The sequence below is a fragment of the Kitasatospora sp. Xyl93 genome, assembly GCF_055383135.1.
The window spans coordinates 4,511,853-4,535,440 of record NZ_AP029185.1 but is presented as its reverse complement, the minus strand read 5'-3'; the positions used below and the strand labels follow the sequence as shown (position 1 = coordinate 4,535,440).

24 protein-coding genes and 1 riboswitch are annotated in these 23,588 nt (G+C 73.2%); of the genes, 8 read left to right on the top strand and 16 right to left on the bottom strand.

Going from position 1 to position 23,588, the window contains the following annotated elements; genetic code table 11:
* Positions 1–203: 203 nt before the first annotated feature.
* From ACZ5GH_RS20365 to thrC, 3 genes are all read right to left on the bottom strand, one after another.
* Positions 204–407: a cold-shock protein gene (locus ACZ5GH_RS20365; RefSeq protein WP_030057071.1), complete on the bottom strand. Its 204-nt coding sequence runs from the start codon at positions 405–407 to the stop codon at positions 204–206.
* A 533-nt stretch (positions 408–940) separates the two neighbouring features.
* Complete coding sequence (locus tag ACZ5GH_RS20360) at positions 941–1,219, bottom strand: MoaD/ThiS family protein (RefSeq protein WP_464334949.1); 279 nt, start codon at positions 1,217–1,219, stop codon at positions 941–943.
* Between the two features lie 26 nt (positions 1,220–1,245).
* Entirely contained in the window at positions 1,246–2,526 is a 1,281-nt protein-coding gene (gene thrC / locus ACZ5GH_RS20355) for a threonine synthase (protein WP_387760448.1), read from the bottom strand.
* Positions 2,527–2,542: 16 nt separating this feature from the next.
* Positions 2,543–2,678: riboswitch (SAM riboswitch) on the bottom strand.
* A gap of 146 nt (positions 2,679–2,824) precedes the next feature.
* Here thrC and ACZ5GH_RS20350 point away from each other — a divergent pair.
* Together ACZ5GH_RS20350 and ACZ5GH_RS20345 are read left to right on the top strand one after the other, a co-directional pair.
* Positions 2,825–3,826, top strand: a complete 1,002-nt coding sequence (locus ACZ5GH_RS20350) for a glucosyl-3-phosphoglycerate synthase (protein WP_464334948.1) — start codon at positions 2,825–2,827, stop codon at positions 3,824–3,826.
* A gap of 38 nt (positions 3,827–3,864) precedes the next feature.
* A complete protein-coding gene (locus ACZ5GH_RS20345; protein ID WP_387760450.1) occupies positions 3,865–5,331 on the top strand; it encodes an alpha,alpha-trehalose-phosphate synthase (UDP-forming) in 1,467 nt (488 codons plus the stop codon).
* Here ACZ5GH_RS20345 and otsB read toward each other — a convergent pair.
* Together otsB and ACZ5GH_RS20335 are read right to left on the bottom strand one after the other, a co-directional pair.
* The gene (otsB, locus tag ACZ5GH_RS20340) at positions 5,318–6,142 is read right to left on the bottom strand and encodes a trehalose-phosphatase (RefSeq protein ID WP_464334947.1); all 825 of its coding nucleotides are present in this window, start codon (positions 6,140–6,142) and stop codon (positions 5,318–5,320) included. The genes ACZ5GH_RS20345 and otsB overlap by 14 nt on opposite strands.
* Positions 6,143–6,512: 370 nt before the next feature.
* Positions 6,513–6,740: a DUF3263 domain-containing protein gene (locus ACZ5GH_RS20335; RefSeq protein WP_387760514.1), complete on the bottom strand. Its 228-nt coding sequence runs from the start codon at positions 6,738–6,740 to the stop codon at positions 6,513–6,515.
* A 101-nt stretch (positions 6,741–6,841) separates the two neighbouring features.
* On the opposite strand from ACZ5GH_RS20335, the gene ACZ5GH_RS20330 reads away from it, so the two are divergent.
* On the top strand, positions 6,842–7,192 hold the full coding sequence (locus ACZ5GH_RS20330; protein ID WP_387760513.1) for a cupin domain-containing protein: 351 nt from the start codon (positions 6,842–6,844) through the stop codon (positions 7,190–7,192).
* A gap of 81 nt (positions 7,193–7,273) precedes the next feature.
* Here ACZ5GH_RS20330 and ACZ5GH_RS20325 read toward each other — a convergent pair whose 3' ends face one another.
* Positions 7,274–8,554, bottom strand: coding sequence for an extracellular solute-binding protein (locus tag ACZ5GH_RS20325; RefSeq protein WP_387760512.1), 1,281 nt, complete (start codon positions 8,552–8,554; stop codon positions 7,274–7,276).
* Positions 8,555–8,858: 304 nt separating this feature from the next.
* Here ACZ5GH_RS20325 and ACZ5GH_RS20320 point away from each other — a divergent pair, with 304 nt between their 5' ends.
* Positions 8,859–9,806 (top strand): ROK family protein, encoded by a 948-nt coding sequence (locus ACZ5GH_RS20320; protein ID WP_387760511.1) that lies wholly within the window; start codon positions 8,859–8,861, stop codon positions 9,804–9,806.
* Positions 9,803–10,984: an N-acetylglucosamine-6-phosphate deacetylase gene (gene nagA, locus ACZ5GH_RS20315; protein WP_387760510.1), complete on the top strand. Its 1,182-nt coding sequence runs from the start codon at positions 9,803–9,805 to the stop codon at positions 10,982–10,984. Before ACZ5GH_RS20320 ends, nagA begins: the two co-directional genes overlap by 4 nt.
* A gap of 67 nt (positions 10,985–11,051) precedes the next feature.
* Here nagA and ACZ5GH_RS20310 read toward each other — a convergent pair whose 3' ends face one another.
* The gene (locus ACZ5GH_RS20310; RefSeq protein WP_387760509.1) at positions 11,052–12,059 is read right to left on the bottom strand and encodes a hypothetical protein; all 1,008 of its coding nucleotides are present in this window, start codon (positions 12,057–12,059) and stop codon (positions 11,052–11,054) included.
* A gap of 179 nt (positions 12,060–12,238) precedes the next feature.
* A complete protein-coding gene (locus tag ACZ5GH_RS20305; protein ID WP_387760508.1) occupies positions 12,239–14,026 on the bottom strand; it encodes a GGDEF domain-containing protein in 1,788 nt (595 codons plus the stop codon).
* A gap of 362 nt (positions 14,027–14,388) precedes the next feature.
* On the opposite strand from ACZ5GH_RS20305, the gene ACZ5GH_RS20300 reads away from it, so the two are divergent.
* Positions 14,389–14,925: a flavin reductase family protein gene (locus tag ACZ5GH_RS20300; protein ID WP_387760507.1), complete on the top strand. Its 537-nt coding sequence runs from the start codon at positions 14,389–14,391 to the stop codon at positions 14,923–14,925.
* 231 nt (positions 14,926–15,156) lie between these two features.
* On the opposite strand, the gene arfB is transcribed toward ACZ5GH_RS20300, so the two are convergent.
* Positions 15,157–15,591, bottom strand: coding sequence for an alternative ribosome rescue aminoacyl-tRNA hydrolase ArfB (gene arfB, locus ACZ5GH_RS20295; RefSeq protein WP_464334946.1), 435 nt, complete (start codon positions 15,589–15,591; stop codon positions 15,157–15,159).
* Between the two features lie 101 nt (positions 15,592–15,692).
* Here arfB and ACZ5GH_RS20290 point away from each other — a divergent pair, with 101 nt between their 5' ends.
* Both ACZ5GH_RS20290 and ACZ5GH_RS20285 read left to right on the top strand, forming a co-directional pair.
* On the top strand, positions 15,693–16,190 hold the full coding sequence (locus ACZ5GH_RS20290; RefSeq protein ID WP_387760505.1) for a hypothetical protein: 498 nt from the start codon (positions 15,693–15,695) through the stop codon (positions 16,188–16,190).
* Between the two features lie 135 nt (positions 16,191–16,325).
* Positions 16,326–16,901 carry a TerD family protein gene (locus ACZ5GH_RS20285; protein ID WP_387760504.1) on the top strand — a complete coding sequence of 192 codons (576 nt, stop codon included), beginning with the start codon at positions 16,326–16,328 and terminating at the stop codon, positions 16,899–16,901.
* Positions 16,902–16,991: 90 nt separating this feature from the next.
* Here ACZ5GH_RS20285 and ACZ5GH_RS20280 read toward each other — a convergent pair whose 3' ends face one another.
* The 7 genes from ACZ5GH_RS20280 to ACZ5GH_RS20250 all read right to left on the bottom strand — a co-directional run bounded on the left by ACZ5GH_RS20280 (position 16,992) and on the right by ACZ5GH_RS20250 (position 23,509).
* On the bottom strand, positions 16,992–18,104 hold the full coding sequence (locus tag ACZ5GH_RS20280; RefSeq protein ID WP_464334945.1) for a hypothetical protein: 1,113 nt from the start codon (positions 18,102–18,104) through the stop codon (positions 16,992–16,994).
* A gap of 156 nt (positions 18,105–18,260) precedes the next feature.
* Entirely contained in the window at positions 18,261–18,749 is a 489-nt protein-coding gene (locus tag ACZ5GH_RS20275; protein WP_401116738.1) for a DUF3180 domain-containing protein, read from the bottom strand.
* Between the two features lie 196 nt (positions 18,750–18,945).
* A complete protein-coding gene (gene folK / locus ACZ5GH_RS20270; protein ID WP_387760501.1) occupies positions 18,946–19,545 on the bottom strand; it encodes a 2-amino-4-hydroxy-6-hydroxymethyldihydropteridine diphosphokinase in 600 nt (199 codons plus the stop codon).
* Between the two features lie 46 nt (positions 19,546–19,591).
* Positions 19,592–19,951 carry a dihydroneopterin aldolase gene (gene folB, locus ACZ5GH_RS20265; RefSeq protein ID WP_360353719.1) on the bottom strand — a complete coding sequence of 120 codons (360 nt, stop codon included), beginning with the start codon at positions 19,949–19,951 and terminating at the stop codon, positions 19,592–19,594.
* 246 nt (positions 19,952–20,197) lie between these two features.
* Positions 20,198–20,677, bottom strand: a complete 480-nt coding sequence (locus ACZ5GH_RS20260) for a nuclear transport factor 2 family protein (RefSeq protein ID WP_387760500.1) — start codon at positions 20,675–20,677, stop codon at positions 20,198–20,200.
* Positions 20,678–20,705: 28 nt separating this feature from the next.
* Positions 20,706–21,587, bottom strand: coding sequence for a dihydropteroate synthase (gene folP / locus ACZ5GH_RS20255; protein WP_464334944.1), 882 nt, complete (start codon positions 21,585–21,587; stop codon positions 20,706–20,708).
* Between the two features lie 80 nt (positions 21,588–21,667).
* A complete protein-coding gene (locus ACZ5GH_RS20250) occupies positions 21,668–23,509 on the bottom strand; it encodes a phosphatidylglycerol lysyltransferase domain-containing protein (RefSeq protein ID WP_387760498.1) in 1,842 nt (613 codons plus the stop codon).
* Positions 23,510–23,588: the final 79 nt, after the last annotated feature.

Genomic DNA, 23,588 nt, shown 5'->3' with positions numbered 1-23,588 from the left:
CGCTGTGAGTGCTAACGCCAATGATTAGCACTCCGGGTGGTCGAGTGCAAGCCCAATCGACGATCCGCGAGCCGCCGCCGGGGCCGCCCCCGGAGCCCGCCGGGAACGCCGACGGGCCCGTACGACACGCGTCGTACGGGCCCGTCGAGAAGCGAGTGGTCACCAGCCGTAGGGCCGCGCCGAGCTCCTGGGGTCGGAAGGCGTCAGCCCGCGGCGCGGACCATGTCCGCCTGCGGGCCCTTCTGTCCCTGGGAGATCTCGAACTCGACCCGCTGGCCCTCCTCGAGGGTGCGGTAGCCGTCCATCTGGATCGCGCTGTAGTGGACGAAGACGTCCGCACCACCGTCGACCGCGATGAAGCCGTAGCCCTTCTCCGCGTTGAACCACTTGACGGTGCCCTGAGCCATTCCGAACTCCCCTAGTGCTGTGCTGGGCCCTTCACGCGCCCGCAGGTCGCGGGCCCGGGTTGGTTGAAGGCCGGCCCGGGGAACCCCCCCTGGGCGCAGCCGTGCACGCCGCAACCCTCCGCGCGGGACGCCAGGCGGCTTCCGGTGAGCGGGTGATTGCGTCGACCGCCGCTGAATGTATCCGGACCGACGCCCTCTGCAACAGGGTCAACCGCCGGTAATTCCGGCAAGGCGCCGGGGGACAGTACGGGCCGAATCGGAATAATCTCGGCATTCCACGCCGGACATAGCGGACGAATTACTCAAATGTCCGCGGGAATTCTGACATCCGCCTGACATGTTTCACGGGCCGGTCCGGCGGGCCGGGCGCCCCCGGGCCGAGCACTGCGGGGGCCGAAAGGGAAACCTTGTTCCCAGCCGAGCGACACTCTACTCCGACTCGACCCGGAAATATTCCCGCAAGAATGCGAGCGGTCGCCCGCGCATACGGAGAATTCCGTACGCGCGGGCGACCGCGGGTTCTCGCGAACGGCTCAGCAGCCGCCGGCCACCGCCGGGATGATCGAGATTCCGGCGCCGTCCCCGATCGCGGTCGCCAGACCCTCGGCGAAGCGCACGTCGTCGTCGTTCACGTAGACGTTCACGAAGCGGCGCAGCTTGCCGGTGTCGTCCAGGATGCGGGCCGAGATGCCGGCGTGGTTCTTCTCCAGGTCGGCGATGACCTCGGCCAGGGTGGCGCCCTCGGCGGTCACCTCGGCGGCGCCGCCGGTGTAGGTGCGCAGGATGGTGGGGATGCGGACGTTGGCGCTCATGACTCTCCTTGCGGGGGGCGGGTGGTTCAGGCGGACGCGAGGCCGGCGGCGCGGAACGAGTCCAGCGTCGGGCGGATGACGGCGGTCATCCCGGCGTCGGAGACGGCGTCCAGGGTCTTCAGGCCGTCGCCGGTGTTGATCGCGACGGTCTCCTTGGCCGGATCCAGCTGTCCGGTCTCGACCAGCTTCTTCAGCACGCCGACGGTCACCCCGCCCGCGGTCTCGGCGAAGATCCCCTCGGTCCGCGCCAGCAGCCGGATCGCCGCCACGACCTCGGCGTCCGTGACGTCCTCGACCGCGCCGCCGGTGCGGCGGGCGATGTCCAGCACGTACGGGCCGTCGGCCGGGTTGCCGATCGCCAGCGACTTGGCGATGGTGTCCGGCTTGACCGGCTTGATCACGTCCCGGCCGGCCTTGAACGCGGCCGACACCGGCGAGCAGCCCTCGGCCTGGGCGCCGAAGACCTTGTACGGCCGGTCCTCGACCAGGCCGAGCCTGATCAGCTCCTGGAGCCCCTTGTCGATCTTCGTCAGCTGCGAGCCCGAGGCGATCGGGACCACGATCTGCTCCGGCAGCCGCCAGCCGAGCTGCTCGCAGATCTCGTACGCCAGCGTCTTGGAGCCCTCGCCGTAGTACGGCCGCAGGTTCACGTTGACGAAGCCCCAGCCCTCGCCGGCCGCGTCGCCGATCAGCTCCGAGCAGAAGCGGTTCACGTCGTCGTAGTTGCCCTCGATGCCGACCAGCTCGCCGCCGTACACCCCGGCCATGACGACCTTGCCCTGCTCCAGGTCGTGCGGGATGAACACGCAGGACCGGAACCCGGCCCGGGCCGCCGCCGCCCCCACCGCACCGGCCAGGTTGCCGGTGGAGGAGCAGGACAGCGTGGTGTACCCGAACGCCCGGGCCGCCTCGATCGCGCAGGCGACCACCCGGTCCTTGAACGAGTGGGTCGGGTTCCCGGAGTCGTCCTTGACGTGCAGCTGGGCGGTGAAACCGAGCTCCCGGCCCAGGTTGTCCGCCTTCACCAGCGGGGTCCACCCCGGGTTCAGGTTGGGCTTGGACGCCACGTCGGCCGGAACCGGCAGCAGCGGCGCGTAACGCCAGATGGAGGCCGGACCGGCCTCGATCCGCTTGCGCAGCTCCTCGGCGCCCTCGCTGCCGAACTCGTAGGCGATCTCCAGCGGGCCGAAGCACTCCAGGCACGCGAAGCTGGGGCCGAGCGGGAAGCGGGTGCCGCACTCGCGACAGGACAGCGCGGCGGCGGGGCCGAGGTCGACGGAAACGGGTGCGGCGGTGTCGATAGCCATGACGGCGAGGCCTCTCTCCTCATCTTCCCCGTGGCGCGGTCGCGACACGGGCCGGAATTGGCACCTGTCCCGCCGGGGCCTGTCGTCGACAGCCGCGCGAGAAGGTTGCCGGGACGTCAACGGGCCGTTCCCTCAGTCCCTCTGGATGAGCTTGTGAAATTGTGGTGGTACTCAGCGGCGACCCCGGTGTGCAAAGGTCCGACCGCTGTACGAAGACTGTATCCGAAGGCGTCAATCCTGAACGGGACCGTCCGCCAAGCGAGATGACATGTCCCACCGACCCGCCGAGGAGACCCCAGTGCCCGCCGAACCGACCCCCGAGCTCCTGCCGCAGGCGGCGTCCTGGCTGCGCCGCCGCTCCTGGAGCGCGGCCGACCGGCCGGTCCACACCCTCCTCGACGCCAAGCGGCGCACCGGCCGCACCGTCAGCGTGGTCCTCCCCGCCCTGGACGAGGAGGCCACCGTCGGCGACATCGTCCGCACCGTCCGCCGCGAGCTGATGGAGCGCCTCCCGCTCGTCGACGAACTCGTCGTCGTGGACTCCGGCTCCACCGACGCCACCGCCGCCGTCGCCGCCGAGGCCGGCGCACGGGTGGAACACCGCGACCTGATCCTCCCCCGCCTGCCCGCCGTCCCCGGCAAGGGCGAGGTGCTCTGGCGCTCGCTGCTGGTCACCCACGGCGACATCGTCTGCTTCGTCGACGCCGACCTGCGCGAGTTCGACCCGGCCTTCGTCTCCGGCATCGTCGGCCCGCTGCTGACCGACGAGTCGATCCAGCTGGTCAAGGCCATGTACGACCGCCCGCTGGAGTCGGAGGGCGCCGTGCTGCCCGCCGGCGGCGGCCGGGTCACCGAACTCGTCGCCCGCCCCCTGCTCAACCTCCACTGGCCGGAGCTCGCCGGGTTCGTCCAGCCCCTCGGCGGCGAGTACGCGGCCCGCCGCTCACTGCTCGAACGGCTGCCCTTCCCCACCGGGTACGGCGTCGAACTCGGCCTGCTGGTCGACGCCCTGGATCTGGCCGGACTGGACGCCCTGGCCCAGGTGGACGTCGGCGTCCGGCACCACCGCCACCAGGACGGCCAGGCCCTCGGCCGGATGGCCGCCACCATCTACCGGACCGCCCTGGAGCGCCTCGACCGCACCCACCGCCTCAAGGCCTCCGCCGACCTCGTCCACCCCCACCTCACCCAGTTCACCCGCCACCCGGAGACCCGCGCGTTCACCGCCCACACCCACCCGGTGACCGCCCTGGAACGCCCCCCGATGCACACCGTCCCCGAATACGCGACCCGCCACTGACGGGTTTGCCACGCCGGGCCCCCGGCAACATGCCAACCATGGGCGATCTCACGACCAACCGTTCGAGCGCGACCGGCACCGCCTCCGTCCTGGTGGCATCCAACCGGGGACCGGTGTCCTTCAGCACCTCCGACGACGGCACACTGACCCTGCGCCGCGGCGGCGGCGGCCTGGTCTCCGGGCTGTCCGCCATCGAGGACCCGAACGCCGTCTGGGTCTGCGCCGCCCTCGGCGACCCCGACCGCAGAGCCGCCGCCGAGGCACCCCGCGGCCGCCTCGACCTGGCCGGCCACGAGGTCGGCGGCCAGGCCGTACGGATGCTGGACATCGACCCGCAGACCTTCGCCCGCGCCTACAACGGCGTCGCCAACTCCACCCTCTGGTTCGTCCACCACCTGCTCTACGCGACCCCGACCGCCCCCGCCTTCGACGCCGACTTCCGCACCGAATGGGCCGCCTACCAGGCCTACAACGGCGCGTTCGCCGAGGCGCTGGCCGCCGAAGCCGCGCCGGAGGCCGCGGTCCTCGTCCAGGACTACCACCTCTCGCTGGCCCCGGCCCTGCTCCGCGGAATCCGCCCCGACCTGCGGATCGGCCACTTCTCGCACACCCCGTGGGCCCCGCCCGAGTACTTCCGGCTGCTGCCCGACGACGTCGCCCGGGCCGTCCTCACCGGCATCCTGGGCGCCGACCGGGCCGGCTTCCTCACCGAACGCTGGGCCCGCGCCTTCGCCGCCTGCTGCGAGGACATCCTCGGGGCGACCGTCGACCACGACGCGCTCACCGTCACCCTCGACGGCCGCACCACCCACCTGGGCGTCCACGCCCTCGGCGCCGACGCCGACTTCCTGCGCGAGCGTGCCCACCGCCCCGACGTCGACGAACGGCTGGCCGCCCTCCGCGAGGCCGTCGGCGACCGCCGCACCATCGTCCGGGTCGACCGCACCGAGCTGAGCAAGAACATCGTCCGCGGCCTCCAGGCCTACCGGCACCTGCTCCGCACCCGGCCCGAGTGGCACGACCGGGTGGTGCACATCGCCTTCGCCTACCCGTCCCGCACCGACCTCGCCGAGTACCGCAGCTACACGGCCCAGGTCCGGGAGCTCGCCGAGGCCGTCAACGCCGAGTTCGCCACCCCCACCTGGCAGCCGGTGATCCTGCACGTGGACGACGACTTCCCGCGCTCCCTCGCCGCCTACCGCCTCGCCGACGTGGCGCTCGTCAACCCCATCCGCGACGGCATGAACCTGGTCGCCAAGGAGGTCCCGGTGGTCTCCGACAACGGCTGCGCCCTCGTCCTCTCCCGCGAGGCCGGCGCCCACGCCGAACTCGGGGACGACGCGCTCACCGTCAACCCGTACGACGTCATCGCCACCGCCGACGCCCTCCACGCCGGCCTCGGCATGAGCCAGGAGGAGCGCGCCGACCGCACCAAGCGCCTGGCGGCGGCGGCCACCGCGCTCCCCCCGCAGCAGTGGTTCCTGGACCAGCTCAACGCGCTGTGAGCGCCTCCCCCAGGGACTCCAGCAGCTCCACCACACCCTCCGGCCCGGCGACCACCAGGTCCGCCCGGTCGGCCAGCTCCCGCACCGGCGCGTCCCCCACCGCGCCGGCGCACACCAGCACCCCGGCCACACCCTCGCCGCGCAGCTCCTCCACCGCGGCGAACGCCGCCACGTCCCCCAGGTCGTCCCCGGCGTAGACCACCGAACGGGCCCCCCGCTCGCGCAGGAACCCGGTCAGCGCCGCCCCCTTGTCCACCCCCGGCGGCCGCAGCTCCAGCACCAGCCGCCCGGGCTCCACCACCAGCCCGTGCTCCGCCGCCAGCTCCCCCACCGGCGCCCGCAGCAGCGCCAACGCCTCCTCCGGCGCCGCCGTCCGCCGGGTGTGCACGGCCACCGCCCGCCCCTTGTCCTCCACCCACGTCCCCTCGGGCGCCCCCACCCGCTCCAACAACCCCGGCAACGCCGCCCGCACCCGCGCCACCCCCGGATGCACCTCCGGCGCCGAAAGCTCGCCGTCCTCCCACCGCTCGGCCCCGTAGTGCCCCAGCACCACCACCCCCGGCACCCCCGCGAACCCCCCGTACTCCACCGCCACCCCGGCCGGCCGCCCCGTCACCACCACCACGGCCCCCACCACCGACCCCAGCCGCCGCAACGCCCCCACCACCCCCGGATGCGCCCGCGCCCGCTCCGGATCCGCCACGATCGGCGCCAACGTCCCGTCGAAGTCCAACCCGACCACGGCATCCCCGGGCGCCGCCAGCACAGCCCGCACCCCGTCCCGCCCAGCCTCGGTCTCCGGCACAAACATCTCTTCAAAGCCCATACCGAAGCCCCTACCCCGGACCACCCCCCTCCGCACACCCCTGCCCCCGACCCCACCCCCCAGCAGGCACCCCAGCAGCAGGCACCCCCACCCCCAGCAGGCGTCCCACCAGCAGGGCATCCCCCACCTCCCCCACCCACCCACGCACCCCTCCCCCACCCCAGCGAGAGGGACGCGCTGCGGAAGGGGGCGGCGCAGGGGGTGGGTGCGGAGAGGGGCGTGACGGGTGATTTTCAGACTGCCAACGACGGTAGGCCCCCCACCCCCAGGACCGGCAGTCTGAAAATCATCCAGCCCCCGCAGCACCCACCCCCGGAGCCGCCCCCGGCCCCCCACCCTCCCGAGAGCCCCGCACTCAACGCGCCTCCCGCCGCACCTCCCGAACCCGCCGCAACCGATTCACCAGCACCGGCGCCTGCGCCAACGCCTCCTCCCGATCCAGCAGAGCGTTCAGCACCTGGTAGTACCGCGTCGAGGAGAGCCCCAGCTCCTCCCGGATCGCCCGCTCCTTGGCCCCCGCCGTCCGCCACTGCCGCCCCTCCAGCGCCAGCACCGCCCGGTCCCGCTCGGTCAGCTCACCCACCGGAAAACCTCCGTCCACCACTACGGAGTGTCATTCTCCCGCGCGACCCCGACACACACTGCTCGCCCCACCGTCCCCCGTCCCGGACTACCGTCACCCCCATGACCACGCCCGGCTTCGCCCTGCACATCCCCACCGCCGACCTCGACCCCGACCCGCTCGACCCGTCCCAGATCGTCTCCGGCACCCCCGAGGTCTCCGGCAGGGTGCTGTCCGAGTCGGCCGACGGCCGCCACCTGCGCGGCCTGTGGCAGATCACCCCGGGCGTGGTCACCGACGTCGAGGCCGACGAGATGTTCGTGGTGCTCAGCGGCCGGGCCACCATCGCGATCGAGGGCGGCCCGACCCTGGAGGTCGGCCCCGGCGACTGCGGGGTCCTGCGCGAGGGCGACCGCACCACCTGGACGGTCCACGAGACCCTCCGCAAGGCCTACGCCATCACGCTCCCCTGACCCCTCCGCCCGCCAGAACCCCACCCGTGAACCGCCCCCGCCCGGACCGGACCCCCTCCTCACCCGGTCCGGGCCCCGGCCCTACTTGCGGACCTTCGCCGCCTCCTTCACCGCCGCATCCTGCAGCCCGCCGAGCACCTGCTTCGGGTCCCCCGTCACCGCCTGCCCGATCCCGGCCTTGATCTGGTTGCTGACCTCGCCCCAGGCCGGGTCCCCGAACGGGTAGAAGCTCGCGTTGGTCAGCCCGACCGCGAACTGCTTGAGGTCCTCGTGCTTGGGGTCCGACGACATCTGCCCGAACGCGTCCTGGGTGACCGGCAGGAGGTTGTACTGCTCGTCGAACTTCAGCTGGTTGTCCTTGTCGTAGACGAACGACAGGAACTTCTTGATCTCGTTCTTGTGCCCGTTCGCCTTGAACGCCATCATCCAGTCGGCGACCCCGAGGCTCCCGGTCCGCCCGACGCCGTCCTTCTTCGGGATCGGCGCCGTCCCGAAGTCGATCTTCCCGGCGGTCGCCATCCGCAGCAGCGTCGGATGCCCGTTCAGCATCGCGACCTTCCCGGCGGCGAAGTCCTGGAACACCGGGGTGCGGTTCATCTTTCCCGGTTCCGGGTACGTCAGCCCGGTGCCCACCAGGTTGCTCTTCAGCCAGTTGAAGGTGGCCTGGTTCTGGGGGCTGTCGATGGTGTAGTTGCCGACGTCGTCGGAGATGCTGCCGCCGCCGCTCAGCGTCCAGAGCATCGACTCGGCCGGCGCCTCCTCCGGCCCCAGCGGCAGCCCGTACGGGGTCACCCCCGGCACCTTGGCCTTGATCTTCTCCGCGTCCTGCCGCAGTTCGCTCCAGGTGGCCGGCGGCTGGGCGATCCCGGCCTGCCGGAACACCGCCTTGTTGTAGAAGAGCACCCGCGACGAGGACACGAACGGGATCCCGTACTGCGTCCCGAGCACCTGCCCGGCGTGCGCGAAGGTGTCCAGGAACCTGGCCTGGGTGTCCACCGAGAGCACGTCGGAGGCCGGGTACAGCCGGTCCGCCGCGACCTGGTCGGCGAAGCCGCCGGTCTGGAGCAGGTCCGGCGACTTCCCGGCCGCGATCATGTCCTCGACCTTCTTGCCGATCTCGGTCCAGCTGTCCACCTCGACGCTGACCTTGATCCCGGGGTTGGCCGCCTCGAAGTCCCTGGCGACCGCGTCCCAGTAGCGCTTGGAGTTGGTCTCGGGGCTCTCCCCGTAGTCGGCCGCGACCAGCCTGAGGGTGACCGGTCCGCCGTCCTGCCCGCCGCAGGCGCTGACCGCGGTGAGCACCAGTGCTCCGGCCAGCGCACCGCCGAGCACACGGGTGGGAACGTGGACGCGCCTGTTCAACGCGGGTACCGCCTTCGGGGGGATGAACTTCGACCGGAACGGGGGATTCCGGCAGGGGGACGCGCAACACTGCCAAACCCGCCGACCACCGGTCCAACCCACCGGCCCGCGCCGCCCCAGGAGTTATCGAAGTGCCCGGAGTCATTGCACGATGCGCAACAGAACCCCCGTCCCCACGCTTCACGCGCCCCGGCGCAAAGGCCCGCACACCGGCGCAGCTGCGACAAAGCTCACCCAGTATGGACCAGACCAATCCGACAACTGGACTAGACCTCTTCGACCCGCCCAAGGGAAACTGTCCTCCGTGAAGCACGTCATCGCACTCGATGTAGGCGGCACCGGCATGAAGGCCGCGCTGCTCGCCCAGGACGGCTCCGTGCTGTTCGAGGCACGCCGACCGACCGGGCGGGAGCACGGCACGGACGCCGTCGTCGCCGCCATCCTCGACTTCGCCACCGACCTGGCGGGCGAGGGCCGCAGCCGTTTCGGCGCCGCCCCGCTCGCGGCCGGTGTCGCCGTCCCGGGAACGATCGACGAGAGGAACGGCGTCGCGGTCTTCTCCGCCAACCTCGGCTGGCGGGACCTCCCGCTGCGCAAGCTCCTCGGCGAGCGCCTGGCCGCACCGGACGGCGGCGCGATGCCGGTGGCCCTCGGCCACGACGTGCGCTCCGGCGGCCTGGCCGAGGGCCGGCTCGGAGCCGGCCGCGGCGTCGACCGCTTCCTGTTCGTCGCCCTCGGCACCGGCATCGCCGGCGCCATCGGCATCGAGGGCCGGATCGAGGCCGGCGCGCACGGCTACGGCGGGGAGATCGGCCACGTCGTGGTCCGCCCCGGCGGGCCGCGGTGCGGCTGCGGCGCCCGCGGCTGCCTGGAGACGCTGGCCTCCGCCTCCGCCGTCTCCCGCGCCTGGGCCGAGGCCAGTGGCGACCCCGACGCCGACGCGGCATCCTGCGCCGCCGCGGTGGACGCCGGGGACGACCGCGCCCTCGCGGTCTGGCAGCGGGCCGTCGACGCCCTGGCGGACGGCATCGTCCTGGCCCAGAGCCTGCTCGACCCGTCCACGGTGATCGTCGGCGGCGGGCTGGCCGAGGCCGGCGACACGCTCTTCACGCCGCTGCGCGCGGCGGTCACCGAGCGCCTGACCTTCCAGATGCCCCCGAAGGTCGTACCCGCCATGCTCAAAGACACCGCCGCGTCCCTGGGCGCGGGCCTGCTCGCCTGGGATCTGCTCTCCATGGAGGTGACCGCGTGACCACCGCGGACCGTGACCGTACTGCCCTGGCCGGTGCCCGACTGGTCCTGCCCGGCGGCGTCGTCGAGGGCGACCGCCTGACCGTGGAGGGCGAGCGCATCGCCGGTCTCGGCGGCGACACCGAGCCCGGCGACCTCGACCTGACCGGGTACACCGTCGTCCCCGGCTTCGTCGACCTGCACGTCCACGGCGGCGGCGGCGCCTCCTACACCTCCGGCATCGCCGAGGAGGCGCTGCTGGCCGCCCGTACCCACCTGGAGCACGGCACCACCACCACGGTGGCCTCCACCGTCACCGGCGAGATCGACGAGGTCGCCCGCCAGGCGCACGTCCTCTCCGAACTCGTCGAGGACGGCGTCCTGGCCGGCATCCACTTCGAGGGCCCGTTCATCTCGCCGGGCCGCTGCGGCGCCCACCGCCCCGACCTGCTGCGCGAGCCCGACCCGGCGCTGGTGCGCAAGCTGGTCGACGCCGCCCGCGGCCACGCCAGGATGGTCACCCTGGCCCCCGAGCTGCCCGGCGGCCTGGACTCGGTGCGGATGCTCGCCGACCTCGGCGTGATCGCCGCCGTCGGCCACACCGACTCCGACTACGCCACCACCCTGGAGGCGATCGAGGCCGGCGCCACCGTCGCCACCCACCTGTTCAACGCCATGCCCGGCATCGCCCACCGCGCCCCCGGCCCGATCGTGGCGCTGCTGGAGGACGAGCGGGTCACCGTCGAGCTGATCAACGACGGCGTGCACCTGCACCCCTCGGTGCTGGACCTCGCCTACGGCACCGCCGGCGCGAACCGGGTCGCCCTGATCACCGACGCGATGGGCGCGGCCGGCATGGGCGACGGCCTCTACCCGCTCGGCCCGCTCCAGGTCGAGGTCAGGGACGGCGTGGCCCGGCTGGTCGAGGGCGGCGCGATCGCCGGCTCCACCCTCACCCTGGACGTAGCCTTCAAGCGCTCGGTCACCGTCAACGGGCTGAGCCTGAACCAGACCGTCGAGTCGCTGTCCGCCACCCCGGCCCGGCTGCTCGGCCTGAGCGACTCGATCGGCTCGCTGGAGACCGGCAAGCTCGCCGACCTGGTCGTGGTCGACTCCGACGGCTACGACCTGGTCGCGGTGATGCGCCGCGGCCGCTGGGTCCTCGGCGGCGAGAGGTTCCCCACCGTCAAATCCGCCTGAGCGACGCCGACGGCCGCCCTCCCCCTGCGGGGACGGGCGGCCGTGGTGCGTCGGGGGGCGGGCCGGATCAGCCGTTCGGCTCGACGGTGACCTGGTCGATCAGGACCGGCCCGGAGGGCACCGTGAAGGTCACCGAGTTCGACCCGGCCTGGAACTGCGGGAGTATCCAGGTGGAGAACCAGGCGGCCGTCTGGTCCTTGGGCGGCGCCCCGTAGACCTTGTACGTCACCCCGCTCGGCCAGTCCTTGCCGTTCACCACGGCCGCGCCCTTGAACTCGGCGCCCGAGTAGTTGTAGTGCACGGTCAGCTTGTACGTCCCGGCGGCGGCGACGTCACCGGTCCAGGTCACCGAGCCGCCCGGCTGGAGCGTCAGGTAGCTGCCGTCGGCCGACTTGGCGCCCTTGACGCTGTTGCCGGAGGGCGCGTTCTGCGCCTGGAGCTGGCCCGCGTCCACGGTCGACGGACCGGAGATCGGGGTGGCGGTCGCCGACGGGCCGGTGCTCGCGGCCGAGGCCGTCGGAACCGGGGAGTTGGGGGCCGGCGGGGCGGTGGTCGCGGTGCCGCCCTTGGCGTTCTTGTCGTCCGGGTCCCCGGTGGAGAGCGCTATGCCCGCGCCGATCGCTATCGCCGCGACCACGGCGACCGCGCCGATCACCGCGCCCTTGCTCCGGCCGCTGCTGCGGGGCTCCTCCCCCGGCTGCGGCCGGGAGCGCTCCGCGTAGCGGGCCTGCTGGGTGGGCGCGGCTCCGTACTCGGCCTGCTGCGGCACGCCGGGCTGCCCGCCGTACGGGGCCTGCGGCTGGCCGCCCTGGTACCCCTGCGGCGGCATGCCCTGCTGGCCGTACGGCTGCTGCGGTGCCCGCTGCGGATAGCCGTACTGGGCGCGCCCGACCTCCATCGGGCGGCTGTACGGCGTGCGGGGGACCCCCTGCTGCGGCTCGGCCGGCTGCCCGGTGGAGCCGTCGGCCGGGCGGTAGAGGTAGCCGAACGGGTCGTCGTCCTGCGGGGCACCGCCCCCCTGGCCCTCGGGCACTCCGTTGCTGCCGGCGGTCGTCACGGTGGTCTGCTCCCCCATCCGGTGCGCCACCTGCTGCGGGCGGCGCGGATCATGGACGCTGTCGTACCGGGAACCCTACCTGTCGTACCTGACAGCGGGAAAAGAACCCTTGACAACTCGCGGGTAACCCCGGCCGACCAGGGCGGTCCCGCACCCCGGCGCCCCGCCGTCCGCCCGCGCCGGTCCGCCCCGGGCGCTCAGCCCGCGCGCCGGTGCGAGCGCTCGCCGCGCGCCCCGCGCACCGCCCCGCCCCGGGCCCGCTTCTCGTCGTACATCCGTTCGTCCGCGGTCTGCAGCACCTCCTCGATGCTCATCCCGCAGCCGGCCCAGCCGACGCCGAGGCTCACCCCCACCCGCATCGCCCGTCCGTCGATCCGCATCGGCGGGATGATCGCGCCCCGCAGCCGGTGGGCGAGGTCCTTGGCCTCCTCGCGGCCGATCCCGTCGGCCAGCACCACGAACTCGTCACCGCCGAGCCGGGCCACCGTGTCGCCGTCCCGGACGGCCTGGCTCAGCCGCCGGGCGACCTCGACCAGCACCGCGTCGCCCGCGTTGTGGCCGAACCGGTCGTTGATCGACTTGAAGCCGTCCAGGTCACAGAAGAGCACCGCGAGGCCCTTGTCCACCGCCGCCGCGCCGCCGGAGCGGAACGGCGCCGACCAGGCGTCGCCGCCCGGCCCGTACTCGGCCGGGACCACCGCGTGCACGTGCTCCCCGTAGCCCGGGCCGAGCCCGCCCGGCAGGCCCTCGGGCAGGCCGTAGCCGTGCACCGGCCCGGCGTACGGGTCCGCGCCCTCCAGTCCCCCGCGCGCCGCGTGGGCGCCGGAGGAGTCGGCCGGGTAGCCGTACGGCTGCGGGTAGGCCGGCTCGACCTGGCCGGCGGTGGCGCCGACCGGCTGCGGCTGGGCGCAGAGCCGGCGGGCCAGCCGGGCCTTGAGCTCGGCACCGTTCGGCAGCCCGGTGAGCGCGTCGTGGCTGGCCCGGTGGGCGAGCTGGAACTCGTGCCGCTTGCGGTCCTCGATGTCCTCCACGTGGGTGAGCAGGAAGCTCGGGCCCTCGGCCGCGTCCGCGACGATCGAGTTGCGCAGGCAGACCCACTGGTAGCCGCCGTCCCGCCGGGACAGCCGCAGCTCCGCCCGGCCGCTCTCGGCGCTGGTGCGCTCCAGCAGCGCCCGGTCCTCCGGGTGCACGAGGTCGGCGAAGCTCTGCTGGCGCAGCACCGCCCGGGGCCGGCCGAGCAGCCGGCAGAGCGCGTCGTTGACCCTGGTCAGCTGGCCGCGCCCGACGCCGTGCAGCTCGGTGATCGCCATCCCGCTGGGCGCGTACTCGAAGGCCTGGCGGAAGCTCTCCTCGCTGGCCCGCAGCGCCTGCTGCTCCTTCTCCAGCCGGGCCAGCGCGCGCTGCATCTCGGCCCGCAGCCGGGCGTTGCCGATCGCGATGGAGGCCTGCAGCGAGAACATCTCCAGCGCCTCGCGGGTCCAGGCGCCGGGCCGCTTGCCGCTGCGCGGGCGGTCCACCGAGAGGACGCCCAGGAGGTCGCCGCCGGCGCTGTACATCGGGGCGAGCAGTCCGTCGGCGGGGTGCCAGTCGTTGGCGTACACCGGTAGCGGTCCGTCCCCGATCCAGCGCGGGATGTCGCTGGCGACGGCCCAGCCGCGGTCGTACGGCAGGAAGCGCAGGGTGCCCCAGTGGTCGCTGACGCCGAGCAGCCGGTCCCAGGACTCCCGGGATCCGACCTGGCCGAGCAGCACGGAGGGGCCGCCCATCGGGCTCTCCTCCAGCTCCCAGACGGCCGCCACCACGAGGTCGCCGTCCGGCCTGACCAGGCTGACCGCGGCCGCGTCGAAGCCGAGCCCGTGCACCGCGCCTTCGACAACGGCCTGGAGCGTGCCAGCGAGGCTGCGGGCAGCGTTGAGGTCCGCCACGACCCGGTGCAAGGTGCGGAGGGTCGCGAGACGGACGTACGGCTCCGACTCGGCTTCCATGCGGGGGCTCCCCGGCTGCTTCGGATAGTTCTTGATTGGTTATCGTCCGATTGCCAGAAGAACTGAATCACAGGGAGCACAGCGCTCGGCACGCTCGGTCAGCAATAGGTCATCACTTGTGACTTAAATCACACGACACCAATGCGCCCTTCATCAGTTCATCTGCCCCATAGCGGGACATAAAGAGCTATCGGTACATTCCTGGTGGTCGACCGCATCGGCCCCGGGCTGAAGCCGACTGGGCCCCCCAGTCCGGTCGCTTCACTCCTGAGGGTGAGTTCGGCCACCGGGCGCAACCCTTCGGCCGCACCGCCGGTCCTACGACCAAGGCCCGATGCCGTTCCCCCCGGGTGACGACTACCGTGCGGTACGTGTACCCGTCGCCGCAGCCCGAAGCTGCCTCCCACGCCACGCCCGACGAGTTCCGGGCTGCCCTCTCCCAGCTCGCCGCCGGCGTGAGCCTGGTGACCGTCCACGACCCGGAGGACGGCGAGGACGTCGGCATGACGGCCACGTCCTTCCTCTCGGTGTCGCTGGAGCCGCCGCTGGTGCTCATCTCGGTCCGCGAGGACTCCCGGATGGAGGAGGTCCTCTCCCGGGTGGACACCTGGGCGGTCTCGGTGCTGGCCGAGGGGCAGAAGACGCTCGGCTCCCGGTTCGCCATGAAGGGCCGGCTCAGCGACCGGCTGCTGTTCGCGGACACCCCGCACCACCGCGGCCCGCGCACCGACGCCCCGCTGATCGACGGCGCGCTGGCCACCGTCGAGTGCCGCACCGAGCAGCGGATACCCGCCGGCGACCACACCCTGCTGCTCGGCCGCGTCCTGGAGGCCGTGGTGCCCGACCCCGGCGGCCGCCCGCTGCTCTACTTCCGCGGCGGCTACCGCACCCTCGGCTAGTAGGGCGTGTCTGACAATTCCCGCCGGGTACGCGACGCTCCCCCAGCCTTTGGCCGGGAGGTACCCCCAGGGCACAAGCGCACCTCGCCGCGTTGTCGTCGGTCGCCAATGGCCCCCAGCCTTCGGCCGGGAGGTGCCCCCACCGCAGTGGCTCCCTCCTCCGCCTTGCGATGCACGCACCCCAACGCCGCGCCCTGATCCGACGCGAATTGTCAGACACGCCCTGGGCGACTACTCGCCGCCGCGCGGCGAGCGGCGGCCCTGCTTCAGCTCGGAGCGGTGCCGCTTGTTGTACAGCCGCCGCTCGACCATCCCCCGGCTCGGCCTGGTCGCCCGACGGGACTTCGGCGGCGGTGCGCACGCCTCGGTCAGGATCGCCGACAGCCGGGCCGCGGCCGCCTCCCGGTTGCGCCACTGCGAGCGGAACTCCGAGGCCTGGACCACCAGCACCCGGCCGTCCACCAGCCGGCCGGCCAGCCGCTCCAGCGCGCGCTCGCGCCACACCTCGGGCAGCGACCTGGTCGAGGCCAGGTCGAAGCGCAGCTCGGCCTTGGAGTCGGAGGTGTTGACGTGCTGGCCGCCGGGGCCGGAGGAACGCGAGAAGCGCCAGACGAGCTCGGCGTCGGGGACGACCACCGACCCCCGTACGCGGATGGGCTCGGACATGCGTCCATCATCCCGTGCCCGGCCCGCCCGGTCACGGGATTAATCGCCCGCTCCCGGCGTCGTCCCCTTCGGTTACCCCTCACGCGCCCCGAGCCCCGACAATGGCGTACGTGATCGAGCTCGGCTACTCCCTCTCCAACCGCTTCCCCGACCCCCCGCAGACGGACTACCGCACCGCGTCCGTGCACGCCCTGCGGTACGACCTGTTCTGCGGCGACGTCTACCTGGACGGCGAGGGCGCGGAGCTGTCCACCGCCTGGGGCTGGGTGCCGGTGCTCGACTTCGCCTGGGCGCTGTGCGACATCGCCGAGCTCCTGGACCGCGACCCGGACGGCGGCCGGGCCGCCCGGGTGCAGACCGCCGACCTCGACTTCACCCAGAACACCGAGCTGCTGCGCTTCGCCCGCCGCTTCAACTGGGTCGAGGTCACCGCGACCTGGCTGCCGGACGAGCCTCCGGTGGTGGTCCGGCACGGCGAACTGCGGCGCGAGGCCCGGGACTTCCTCCAGGACACGCTGGCCGACCTCTTCGACATGCACCCCGCCCTGGCCGACAATCCGAACATCTGGACGCTGCAGGGCCGGTTCCGACGGATCTGACACCTGCTTTGCCCGGGCTTTGCCCTCCGATCGGCACCCACGAAGAAATTCACGGCCTCTGCGGAACCAAGCCGCCGGAGTATCGCGTTGTCCCGGGAAAAAGCGCATGAAACGAACGAAGGGACTGCAAACGTCATGCCAGTGAGCCTCTCCAAGGGTGGCAACGTCTCGCTGACCAAGGAGGCCCCCGGCCTGTCCGCGGTCACCGTCGGCCTGGGTTGGGACGTCCGCACCACGACCGGCGCCGAGTTCGACCTCGACGCCAGCGCGATCGTCCTGAACGCGGACGGCAAGGTGCTGTCCAACGCCCACTTCGTCTTCTTCAACAACACCAGCACGCCCGACAGCACCGTCGTGCACACCGGTGACAACCGCACCGGCGAGGGCGCCGGCGACGACGAGGCGATCAACGTCAACCTGGCCGGACTGCCGGCCGAGGCCGTCAAGATCACCTTCCCGGTCACCATCTACGACGGCGTCGCCCGCGGCCAGAACTTCGGCCAGGTCCGCAACGCCTACATCCGCGTGGTGAACGCGGCCGGCGGCACCGAGATCGCCCGCTACGACCTCTCCGAGGACGCCGCCACCGAGACCGCGATGATCTTCGGCGAGCTCTACCGCAACGGCGCGGAGTGGAAGTTCCGCGCCGTCGGCCAGGGCTACGCCTCCGGCCTGGCCGGCATCGCCCAGGACTTCGGCGTCCAGATCTGACGCACCCGCGGAGAACACCGCGGCGCGGGAAGTCGGTCCGTCCGACTTCCCGCGCCGCGGTTCCTTCGTTTCCGGGCCCGTTTCCGGGGCTCAGCGCGAGGCGCGCAGCTCCGGCAGCTCGATCAGCTCGGTCTCGTCCTCCGGCGTCAGGTCCACCACGGTCGGCACGCCCTGCTCCGCCCGCTCGGCCGGCTCCGCCGTCCGGGCCTCGGCCTCGGCCTTCGCGGCCACCGCCTCGTCGCCCACCACGTCCGCCAGGTCGGCGCGCTCCCCCAGTTCGGCGACGCTGCCCACCGCCGGCGCCGGGGCCGCCGGGCGCACCGCGGCACCCGAGCCGCGGCCGAAGAAGCTGAAGCCCTGCCCGCGCGCCTGCCCGGACTGCGCCGGACGCGGCCGCTGCCGCTCCCCCGACGCGGGCGCCGCGGCGGGCGCCGCCGGCGTCCCGCCGAGCTGACCGACCGTCGCGGTCAGCGCCGGACGCACCGGCGCGGGCCGCACCGGCGACTGGGCCTCCGGAGCCCGCCCGGGGGTGGGCACCGAGGGCGCCACCGGGGCCGGCACGGCCACCGGCGCCGGAGCGGCCACCGGCGCCGGAGCGGCCACCGGCGCGGTGCGCGCCCGCAGGGCGACCTCCGCGCCCGCCGTACGCGCCCGCTGCTCCTCCTGCTCCGCCGCGCGGCGCTCCAGCTGCCGCAGCACGGCCGCCGCCCGCACGTACGCGGCCGGGCTGGCCGGGTGCTTCGGACGGCTCGCGGCGAGCGCCCGCTGGGCCGCCTCGGCCTCCTTGAGCGCCTGCTCGGCCACCGTCACGGCCCGCTCGCGCAGCAGCCGGGCGATCTCCGTCTCGGCCTTCGCCAGCCGCGACTTCTCCGCCGTCAGCCGCCGCCCGAAGCGGGTGGCCCGCTCCTCGGCGACCTCCGCCGCGTACTCGGCCTCGGCCAGCTGCTCCTCGAACCGCTCCTCGGCGCGCAGCCGCTGCGCCGCGGACGTCTCGGCGGCCGCCCGGGCCGCCTTGTCCCGCTGGCGCAGCAGCAGCGCGAAGCCGAGCGTCGCGATCACCGCCGCGGCACCCACCGAGCGCACCAGGACGGTGTCCTGACTGAAGAGCAGCGCGGCCAGTGCGGCGACCAGCAGTACGCCGGCGGCGGTGGGGGGGAAGACCCGGCCGAGGACGGAGGAATGACGGTGGCGTCCGCGAGACATGTCCAAGAAACTAGCGTGCGAATTGGGGCCGTGTCAGCCCAGGGTCCCCTTCAGCCCTTGACAGGGTGCGATTTCCACCGCACGTGCCCGGGCCCTCACGCAAGATCACGAAGGCGCCCCCGCCCAGCGACGGCTCACCGGCGCCGCAGCGGCGCCTCAGCGGTGCGAGGCCGCCTGACCGCCCGGGTCGTCGTGGTTCTCCGGCAGCTTGCACACGTGCTGGATCCAGAGCGCCGCCGCGATCACCGCGGCCCCCGCCAGCACCGCGAGGCCGGCCGTCACGGCCTGGTCCTTGCGAGCCGACACGTCCAGCTCGCCCAGCAGGTAGATCCCGGCCCCCGCGTAGACGCCGGTGACCACCGACGAGACCAGCGCGCTGGCCTGTCCCAGCACCACGGCCCGGGCCGCCAGCAGCGGATCGACGCCCTTCGCCCCGGGCTGCCGCTCGCGCACCGCCTTCAGCCGGGCCCGCAGCGACAGCGCGGTCGCCAGCAGGATCACCGCCACCGCCGCCAGCACCACCGGCGCCGCGGCCGGAACGGCCGGCAGCGTGTCCACGGAGGCCCACAGCTTGGAGCCGGCCCAGGACAGCGCCGTCGTGGCGGCGGTGATGCCGATCAACAGACGGAGGCGAAGCAGCTTCACTCGGAGGAGGTCCTTCCCGGGTTCCAGAACCGGCCGGCCGCCCGGCGGCCCGGCGCGGCGACGCCAGGCCACCGTACCGGGCCCGGCCGGGCGGACACCCGCGCGAACGGCGGACACCTACTCGTACGGGCGGGCCCCCGGCCGAGTTCCCCGGGCGACGGCCCCGGTCACCGGCCCCCGGGGCCCGCCCCGGGGCCTACTCGGGCAGCGTCAGCCGGATGTCCTCGCGGCGCTTCACGCCCTGCGCGTCCGGGCCGCCCAGCGCGGACAGCAGCGCGTCCACCCGCCCGTGGCCGGGCAGCTCGGCCTCCGGCTCGGCGTCCAGCCAGGGGGCGAGCACGAAGGCCCGCTCGTGCGAGCGCGGGTGCGGGAGCAGCAGCTGCGGGTCGTCGCTCAGCACGCCCTCGTAGGCCAGGATGTCGACGTCCAGGGTGCGCGGGCCCCAGTGGACCGTCCGCACCCGCCCGAAGGCGTCCTCGATGGCGTTGCCGCGCTCCAGCAGGTCCCGCGGGGGCAGCGAGGTGCGCAGCAGCACGACCGCGTTGTAGTAGTTCGGCTGCTCCTCGGGCCCGCCGACGGCCTCGGTCTCGTACACCGCGGAGACGGCCTTGATCCGCAGCCCCGGGGTGTCGGCGAGCGCGTCGACGGCGCCCTGGAGGGTCTCCAGCCGGTTGCCCAGGTTGCTGCCGAGCGCGATCACCGCACAGCGCTGGCTGTGCAGTGTGGTGTCGGCCGAGTCCACCCGGCTCTCCAGGTCGAACGCGTTCGGCGTGGCCGTCGGGTCGCTGGTGATCATCGAATAACGTCCTCTGCATCGGATACCGAGCGGCGCGCGGTGGGGGTCATGCGCGGCCCCGGTGGATGGTCACGGTCACGTCGTCGAACGGCACGGTGATCGGGGCGTCCGGCTTGTGCACGGTGACCTCGACCTCCTCGACCGCTTCGTGCTTGAGGCACTGGTCGGCGATGCGCTGGGCCAGCGTCTCGATCAGGTCGACCGGCTCGCCGGCGATGATCGCGGTGACCTCCTCCGCCACCAGGCCGTAGTGCGCGGTGCGGGTGAGGTCGTCTCCGGCCGCGGCGGGGCGGGTGTCCAGGTACAGCACGAGGTCGACCACGAAGGTCTGCCCCTCGGCGCGCTCGCGCTCGAAGACGCCGTGGTGGCCCCGGGCTCGCAGCCCCCGCAGGGTGACGCGGTCCAGCAAACGAATCACTGCTCCCAGTCGGACGGGCCCCACCCGGGGAAAGGCATGGACGGGCAGGGCGAAGGCGGGCAGCACGCCCGCCACTCCGTTTCGAATCTACCCGCGAGCACGGACAACGCCTGACCGTCCTACCCGGCACGAACCGACGCCACGCGCACCAGTACGGCGATTGACGTGAACGTTCGGTGACCACTCGGAATTCCGAACGACGTCTCCGCCGCGGTATTTCCGCGATCGCCGGAATCAGCTCTCCTCGTCGTCGTCCCCGCTGGTCAGAACGGGTGAACCGTGATGCGACCAGAGTTTCCACCCGGCCGGGGTACGACGGAACAGATTCGTCGAGACGACCTTTCCGCCGACCAGTGGTCCGAGCTCCCCCTCCTCCTCCGACTCACCGCCGGAGAGGATGTTCTCGGTGCACGTGACAAGGGCCACATCGCCGTGCACCTCGGCCTCGACATCGGTCAGGAAGAACTGGATGTACTCCGTGTTCATCATGATCAGCATGTACGAGCGGGTCACCTGCGCCCGGCCGCGGAGCACCGGCCAGCCCGGGTGCACGCACACCACGCCGCCCTTGTCGTCGGCGTCCGCGGCGCCCAGCCAGGCGTCCTCGACCGCTTCCAGGTCTCCCCGTTCCAGCGCCTCGTAGAACCCCCGGTTCGCCGCGAGCACGGCCTCCACGTCCGCCTCGCGGGCCCGCCCGGCGGTACCGCCGCTCAACCTGCCGTCACCTGTCACAGACCCTCCCTCACCCCAACCGCTCCGCGTGCTGCCAGGCCGCGACCACCCGGACGGCGTCCGCCGTGCCGGCCACGTCGTGCACCCGTACCGCCCAGGCTCCGGCCCGGGCCGACAGCACCGACACCGCGGCCGTCGCGTCGTCGCGCTCCCGGGCCGGGCGCAGTTCCCCGGTTGCCGGGTCGGCGAGCAGCGTACCCAGGAACCGCTTGCGCGAAGCCGCCACGAGCACGGGACGGCCGAGCGCGGTGAGCGCGTCCAGCCGGCCGAGCAGCGCCCAGTTGTGCTCGGCGGTCTTGGCGAAGCCGAGCCCCGGATCGAGGATCAGCTGGTCCTCCTTGACCCCTGCGGCCAGCAGCGCGTCCACCCGTTCGCCCAGCTCGGCGACCACGTCCCGCACCACGTCGTCGTAGACGGCCAGCCGGTCCATGTCGGCGGACTGCCCGCGCCAGTGCATCACCACGAAGGGCGCGCCGGTCTCGGCGACCACCCGGGCCATCGCCGGGTCGGCGAGCCCGCCGGAGACGTCGTTGACGATCGCGGCGCCGGCCTCGACGGCCCGCTCGGCGACCGAGGCGCGCATGGTGTCCACGGAGACCGTCACCCCGGCGTCGGCCAGCTCGCGCACCACCGGGATCACCCGGCGCAGCTCCTCCGCCTCGGGCACCCGCCGGGAGCCCGGCCGGGTGGACTCACCGCCGACGTCCACCAGGTCCGCGCCGCGGGCCCGCAGCGCGAGGCCGTGCGCGATCGCCTTCGCGGGGTCGTGCCACATCCCGCCGTCCGAGAAGGAGTCGGGCGTGACGTTGACCACGCCCATCACGGCGCAACGCTCCAGCCGCGGCAGGCCGGGCGGCAGGGAGAAGGACGGCGAATCGTTCATGCTTCCCATTATCGAACGGGGCCCCCGCCGAGGATTCTCGGCGGGGGCCCCGTTCCGTACCGGCGCGCTCCGGAGGGCGCCGACGAGCCTCAGGCGGCCTCGGTGACCTCGCGGGTCGACGGGACCGGCATCAGCCCCTCGCGCTGGCGCCGGCGGCCGAAGCGGGGCATGCCGAGCGTGATGAAGGCCTCCGCCTGCATCGCGGCGAAGCCGATCCGCGGCAGGTCCCGGGTGCTCGGGAAGACCAGGAAGCGCGGCTCCCACTCGGGCTGGAACTTGGCGTTGAACTTGTACAGCGACTCGATCTGGAACCAGCGCGACAGGAACACCAGCAGTCCGCGCCAGGCGCGCAGCACCGGGCCGGCGCCGATCCGCTCGCCGCGGGCCAGCGCCGAGCGGAACATCGCGAAGTTGAGCGACACCCGGCGCACGCCCATCGCGGGCACCGCCTGGAGCGCGGCGACGATCAACAGCTCGTTCAGGCCCGGGTCGGCGGCGCGGTCGCGGCGCATCAGCTCCAGCGAGATGCCGTCCGGCCCCCAGGGCACGAAGTGCAGCACGGCCTTCAGGTCGTCGCCCTCCTCGCCCTCCTCCGGGGCCTTGTGGGCGGTGACCACCACGCAGTCGTCGTCCAGCGGGTCGCCGAAGCGGCCGAGGGCCATCGAGAAGCCGCGCTCGGTGTCCGTGCCCCGCCAGCGGGCGGCGGCGTCGGCGATCCGGTGCTTCTCCTCCGCGGTGAGCTCGGCGACCCGGCGCACCTGGCAGGAGTAGCCGTTGCGCTCGATCCGCTTGACCATCTGGCGCACGTTGCGCATGGCCCGCCCGGAGAGCGAGAAGGAGGCGGTGTCGACGATCGCCTCGTCGCCCAGCTCCAGCGCGTCCAGGCCCGCCTCGCGGGTCCAGACCTCGCCGCCGACCTCGCTGCAGCCCATCACGGCCGGCACCCAGGCGTGCTCGCGGGCCTCGGCCATGAACACCTTGATCGCGCCCGGCCAGGCCTCGACGTCGCCGACCGGGTCGCCGGAGGCCAGCATCACGCCGGAGACGACCCGGTAGGAGATCGCGGCCTTGCCGGTGGGCGAGAACAGCACGCTCTTGTCGCGGCGCAGCGCGAAGTAGCCGAGCGAGTCGCGCTCGCCGTGCCGCCTGAGCAGCTCGCGGACCTTCTCCTCGTCCTCCGCCGTCAGCTCGGGCTTCGGCTTGCCCGGCCGCAGCGCCAGGTACGCGGTGGTGAAGGCGGTCAGCAGGCCGAGCCCGCCGAGCAGGTAGGCGACCAGGTCGGACATCCGGACGTTGTTGTACCGGACCGGGCCCTCGAAGCCGAACAGTCCGTACCCGACGTGCTGCAGGCGCGAGGCCAGGCCCGGGTGGCCGATCTCGTACTTGGTCCGGGTGCTCACGATCAGCAGGCCGAGCAGCACGCTGAGGACGCCCATGACGACCAGGTTGACGACCGCCCGCCAGCGGGTGCGCGGGTCGGCCTTGGCGTAGAACTCGCGCTGGTGGACCAGCATCACGGCGAGGAGCACCAGCGAGACGACGGCCGGGCCGATCTGGTGCCAGCGCACGATGTGCAGTCCGGCGCTGACCGGCAGCAGCACGCAGACCGCCCGCCAGGCCCGCCGCTTGCGCCGGCGCAGCGCGTGCGCCAGCGGCACCAGCAGGATGCCGACCATCAGCGCGCCGACCGCCGCCAGGCTGGTGGTGCCGCCCGGCAGCTGCCCCGCGAAGGTGTGCACCTTGGTGTGCCGGAGCTTGGGGAACACCGCGCTGGCGATGTCCACGAGCCCGATCAGCAGACAGGCGTAGCCGACCGCTCCGGGGAGCCAGGCCCTCGGGACGGCGGACGCCTGGGTGCGCAGCGTCTGCAGGCCGCGGCGACGGCGCGACGGCTGCTCGGGGCTCGGCTCAACGGACACGGGACTGCTCATGGGTGCTCAGCGTAGAGGCTGCGGGGCGGTGTCCGGTCACTCCGGGGGAGGACGCGTGATGGACCTTCATGCCTATTCC

Excerpts from the sequence above, each read along its gene's own strand:
- ACZ5GH_RS20365 (WP_030057071.1), bottom strand. The coding sequence starts at position 407 with ATGGCTCAGGGCACCGTCAAGTGGTTCAACGCGGAGAAGGGCTACGGC.
- ACZ5GH_RS20360 (WP_464334949.1), bottom strand. The coding sequence starts at position 1,219 with ATGAGCGCCAACGTCCGCATCCCCACCATCCTGCGCACCTACACCGGC.
- thrC (WP_387760448.1), bottom strand. The coding sequence starts at position 2,526 with ATGGCTATCGACACCGCCGCACCCGTTTCCGTCGACCTCGGCCCCGCC.
- ACZ5GH_RS20345 (WP_387760450.1), top strand. The coding sequence starts at position 3,865 with ATGGGCGATCTCACGACCAACCGTTCGAGCGCGACCGGCACCGCCTCC.
- otsB (WP_464334947.1), bottom strand. The coding sequence starts at position 6,142 with ATGTTTGTGCCGGAGACCGAGGCTGGGCGGGACGGGGTGCGGGCTGTG.
- ACZ5GH_RS20330 (WP_387760513.1), top strand. The coding sequence starts at position 6,842 with ATGACCACGCCCGGCTTCGCCCTGCACATCCCCACCGCCGACCTCGAC.
- ACZ5GH_RS20310 (WP_387760509.1), bottom strand. The coding sequence starts at position 12,059 with ATGGGGGAGCAGACCACCGTGACGACCGCCGGCAGCAACGGAGTGCCC.
- ACZ5GH_RS20305 (WP_387760508.1), bottom strand. The coding sequence starts at position 14,026 with ATGGAAGCCGAGTCGGAGCCGTACGTCCGTCTCGCGACCCTCCGCACC.
- arfB (WP_464334946.1), bottom strand. The coding sequence starts at position 15,591 with ATGTCCGAGCCCATCCGCGTACGGGGGTCGGTGGTCGTCCCCGACGCC.
- ACZ5GH_RS20290 (WP_387760505.1), top strand. The coding sequence starts at position 15,693 with ATGGCGTACGTGATCGAGCTCGGCTACTCCCTCTCCAACCGCTTCCCC.
- ACZ5GH_RS20285 (WP_387760504.1), top strand. The coding sequence starts at position 16,326 with ATGCCAGTGAGCCTCTCCAAGGGTGGCAACGTCTCGCTGACCAAGGAG.
- ACZ5GH_RS20280 (WP_464334945.1), bottom strand. The coding sequence starts at position 18,104 with ATGTCTCGCGGACGCCACCGTCATTCCTCCGTCCTCGGCCGGGTCTTC.
- folK (WP_387760501.1), bottom strand. The coding sequence starts at position 19,545 with ATGATCACCAGCGACCCGACGGCCACGCCGAACGCGTTCGACCTGGAG.
- folP (WP_464334944.1), bottom strand. The coding sequence starts at position 21,587 with ATGGGAAGCATGAACGATTCGCCGTCCTTCTCCCTGCCGCCCGGCCTG.
- ACZ5GH_RS20250 (WP_387760498.1), bottom strand. The coding sequence starts at position 23,509 with ATGAGCAGTCCCGTGTCCGTTGAGCCGAGCCCCGAGCAGCCGTCGCGC.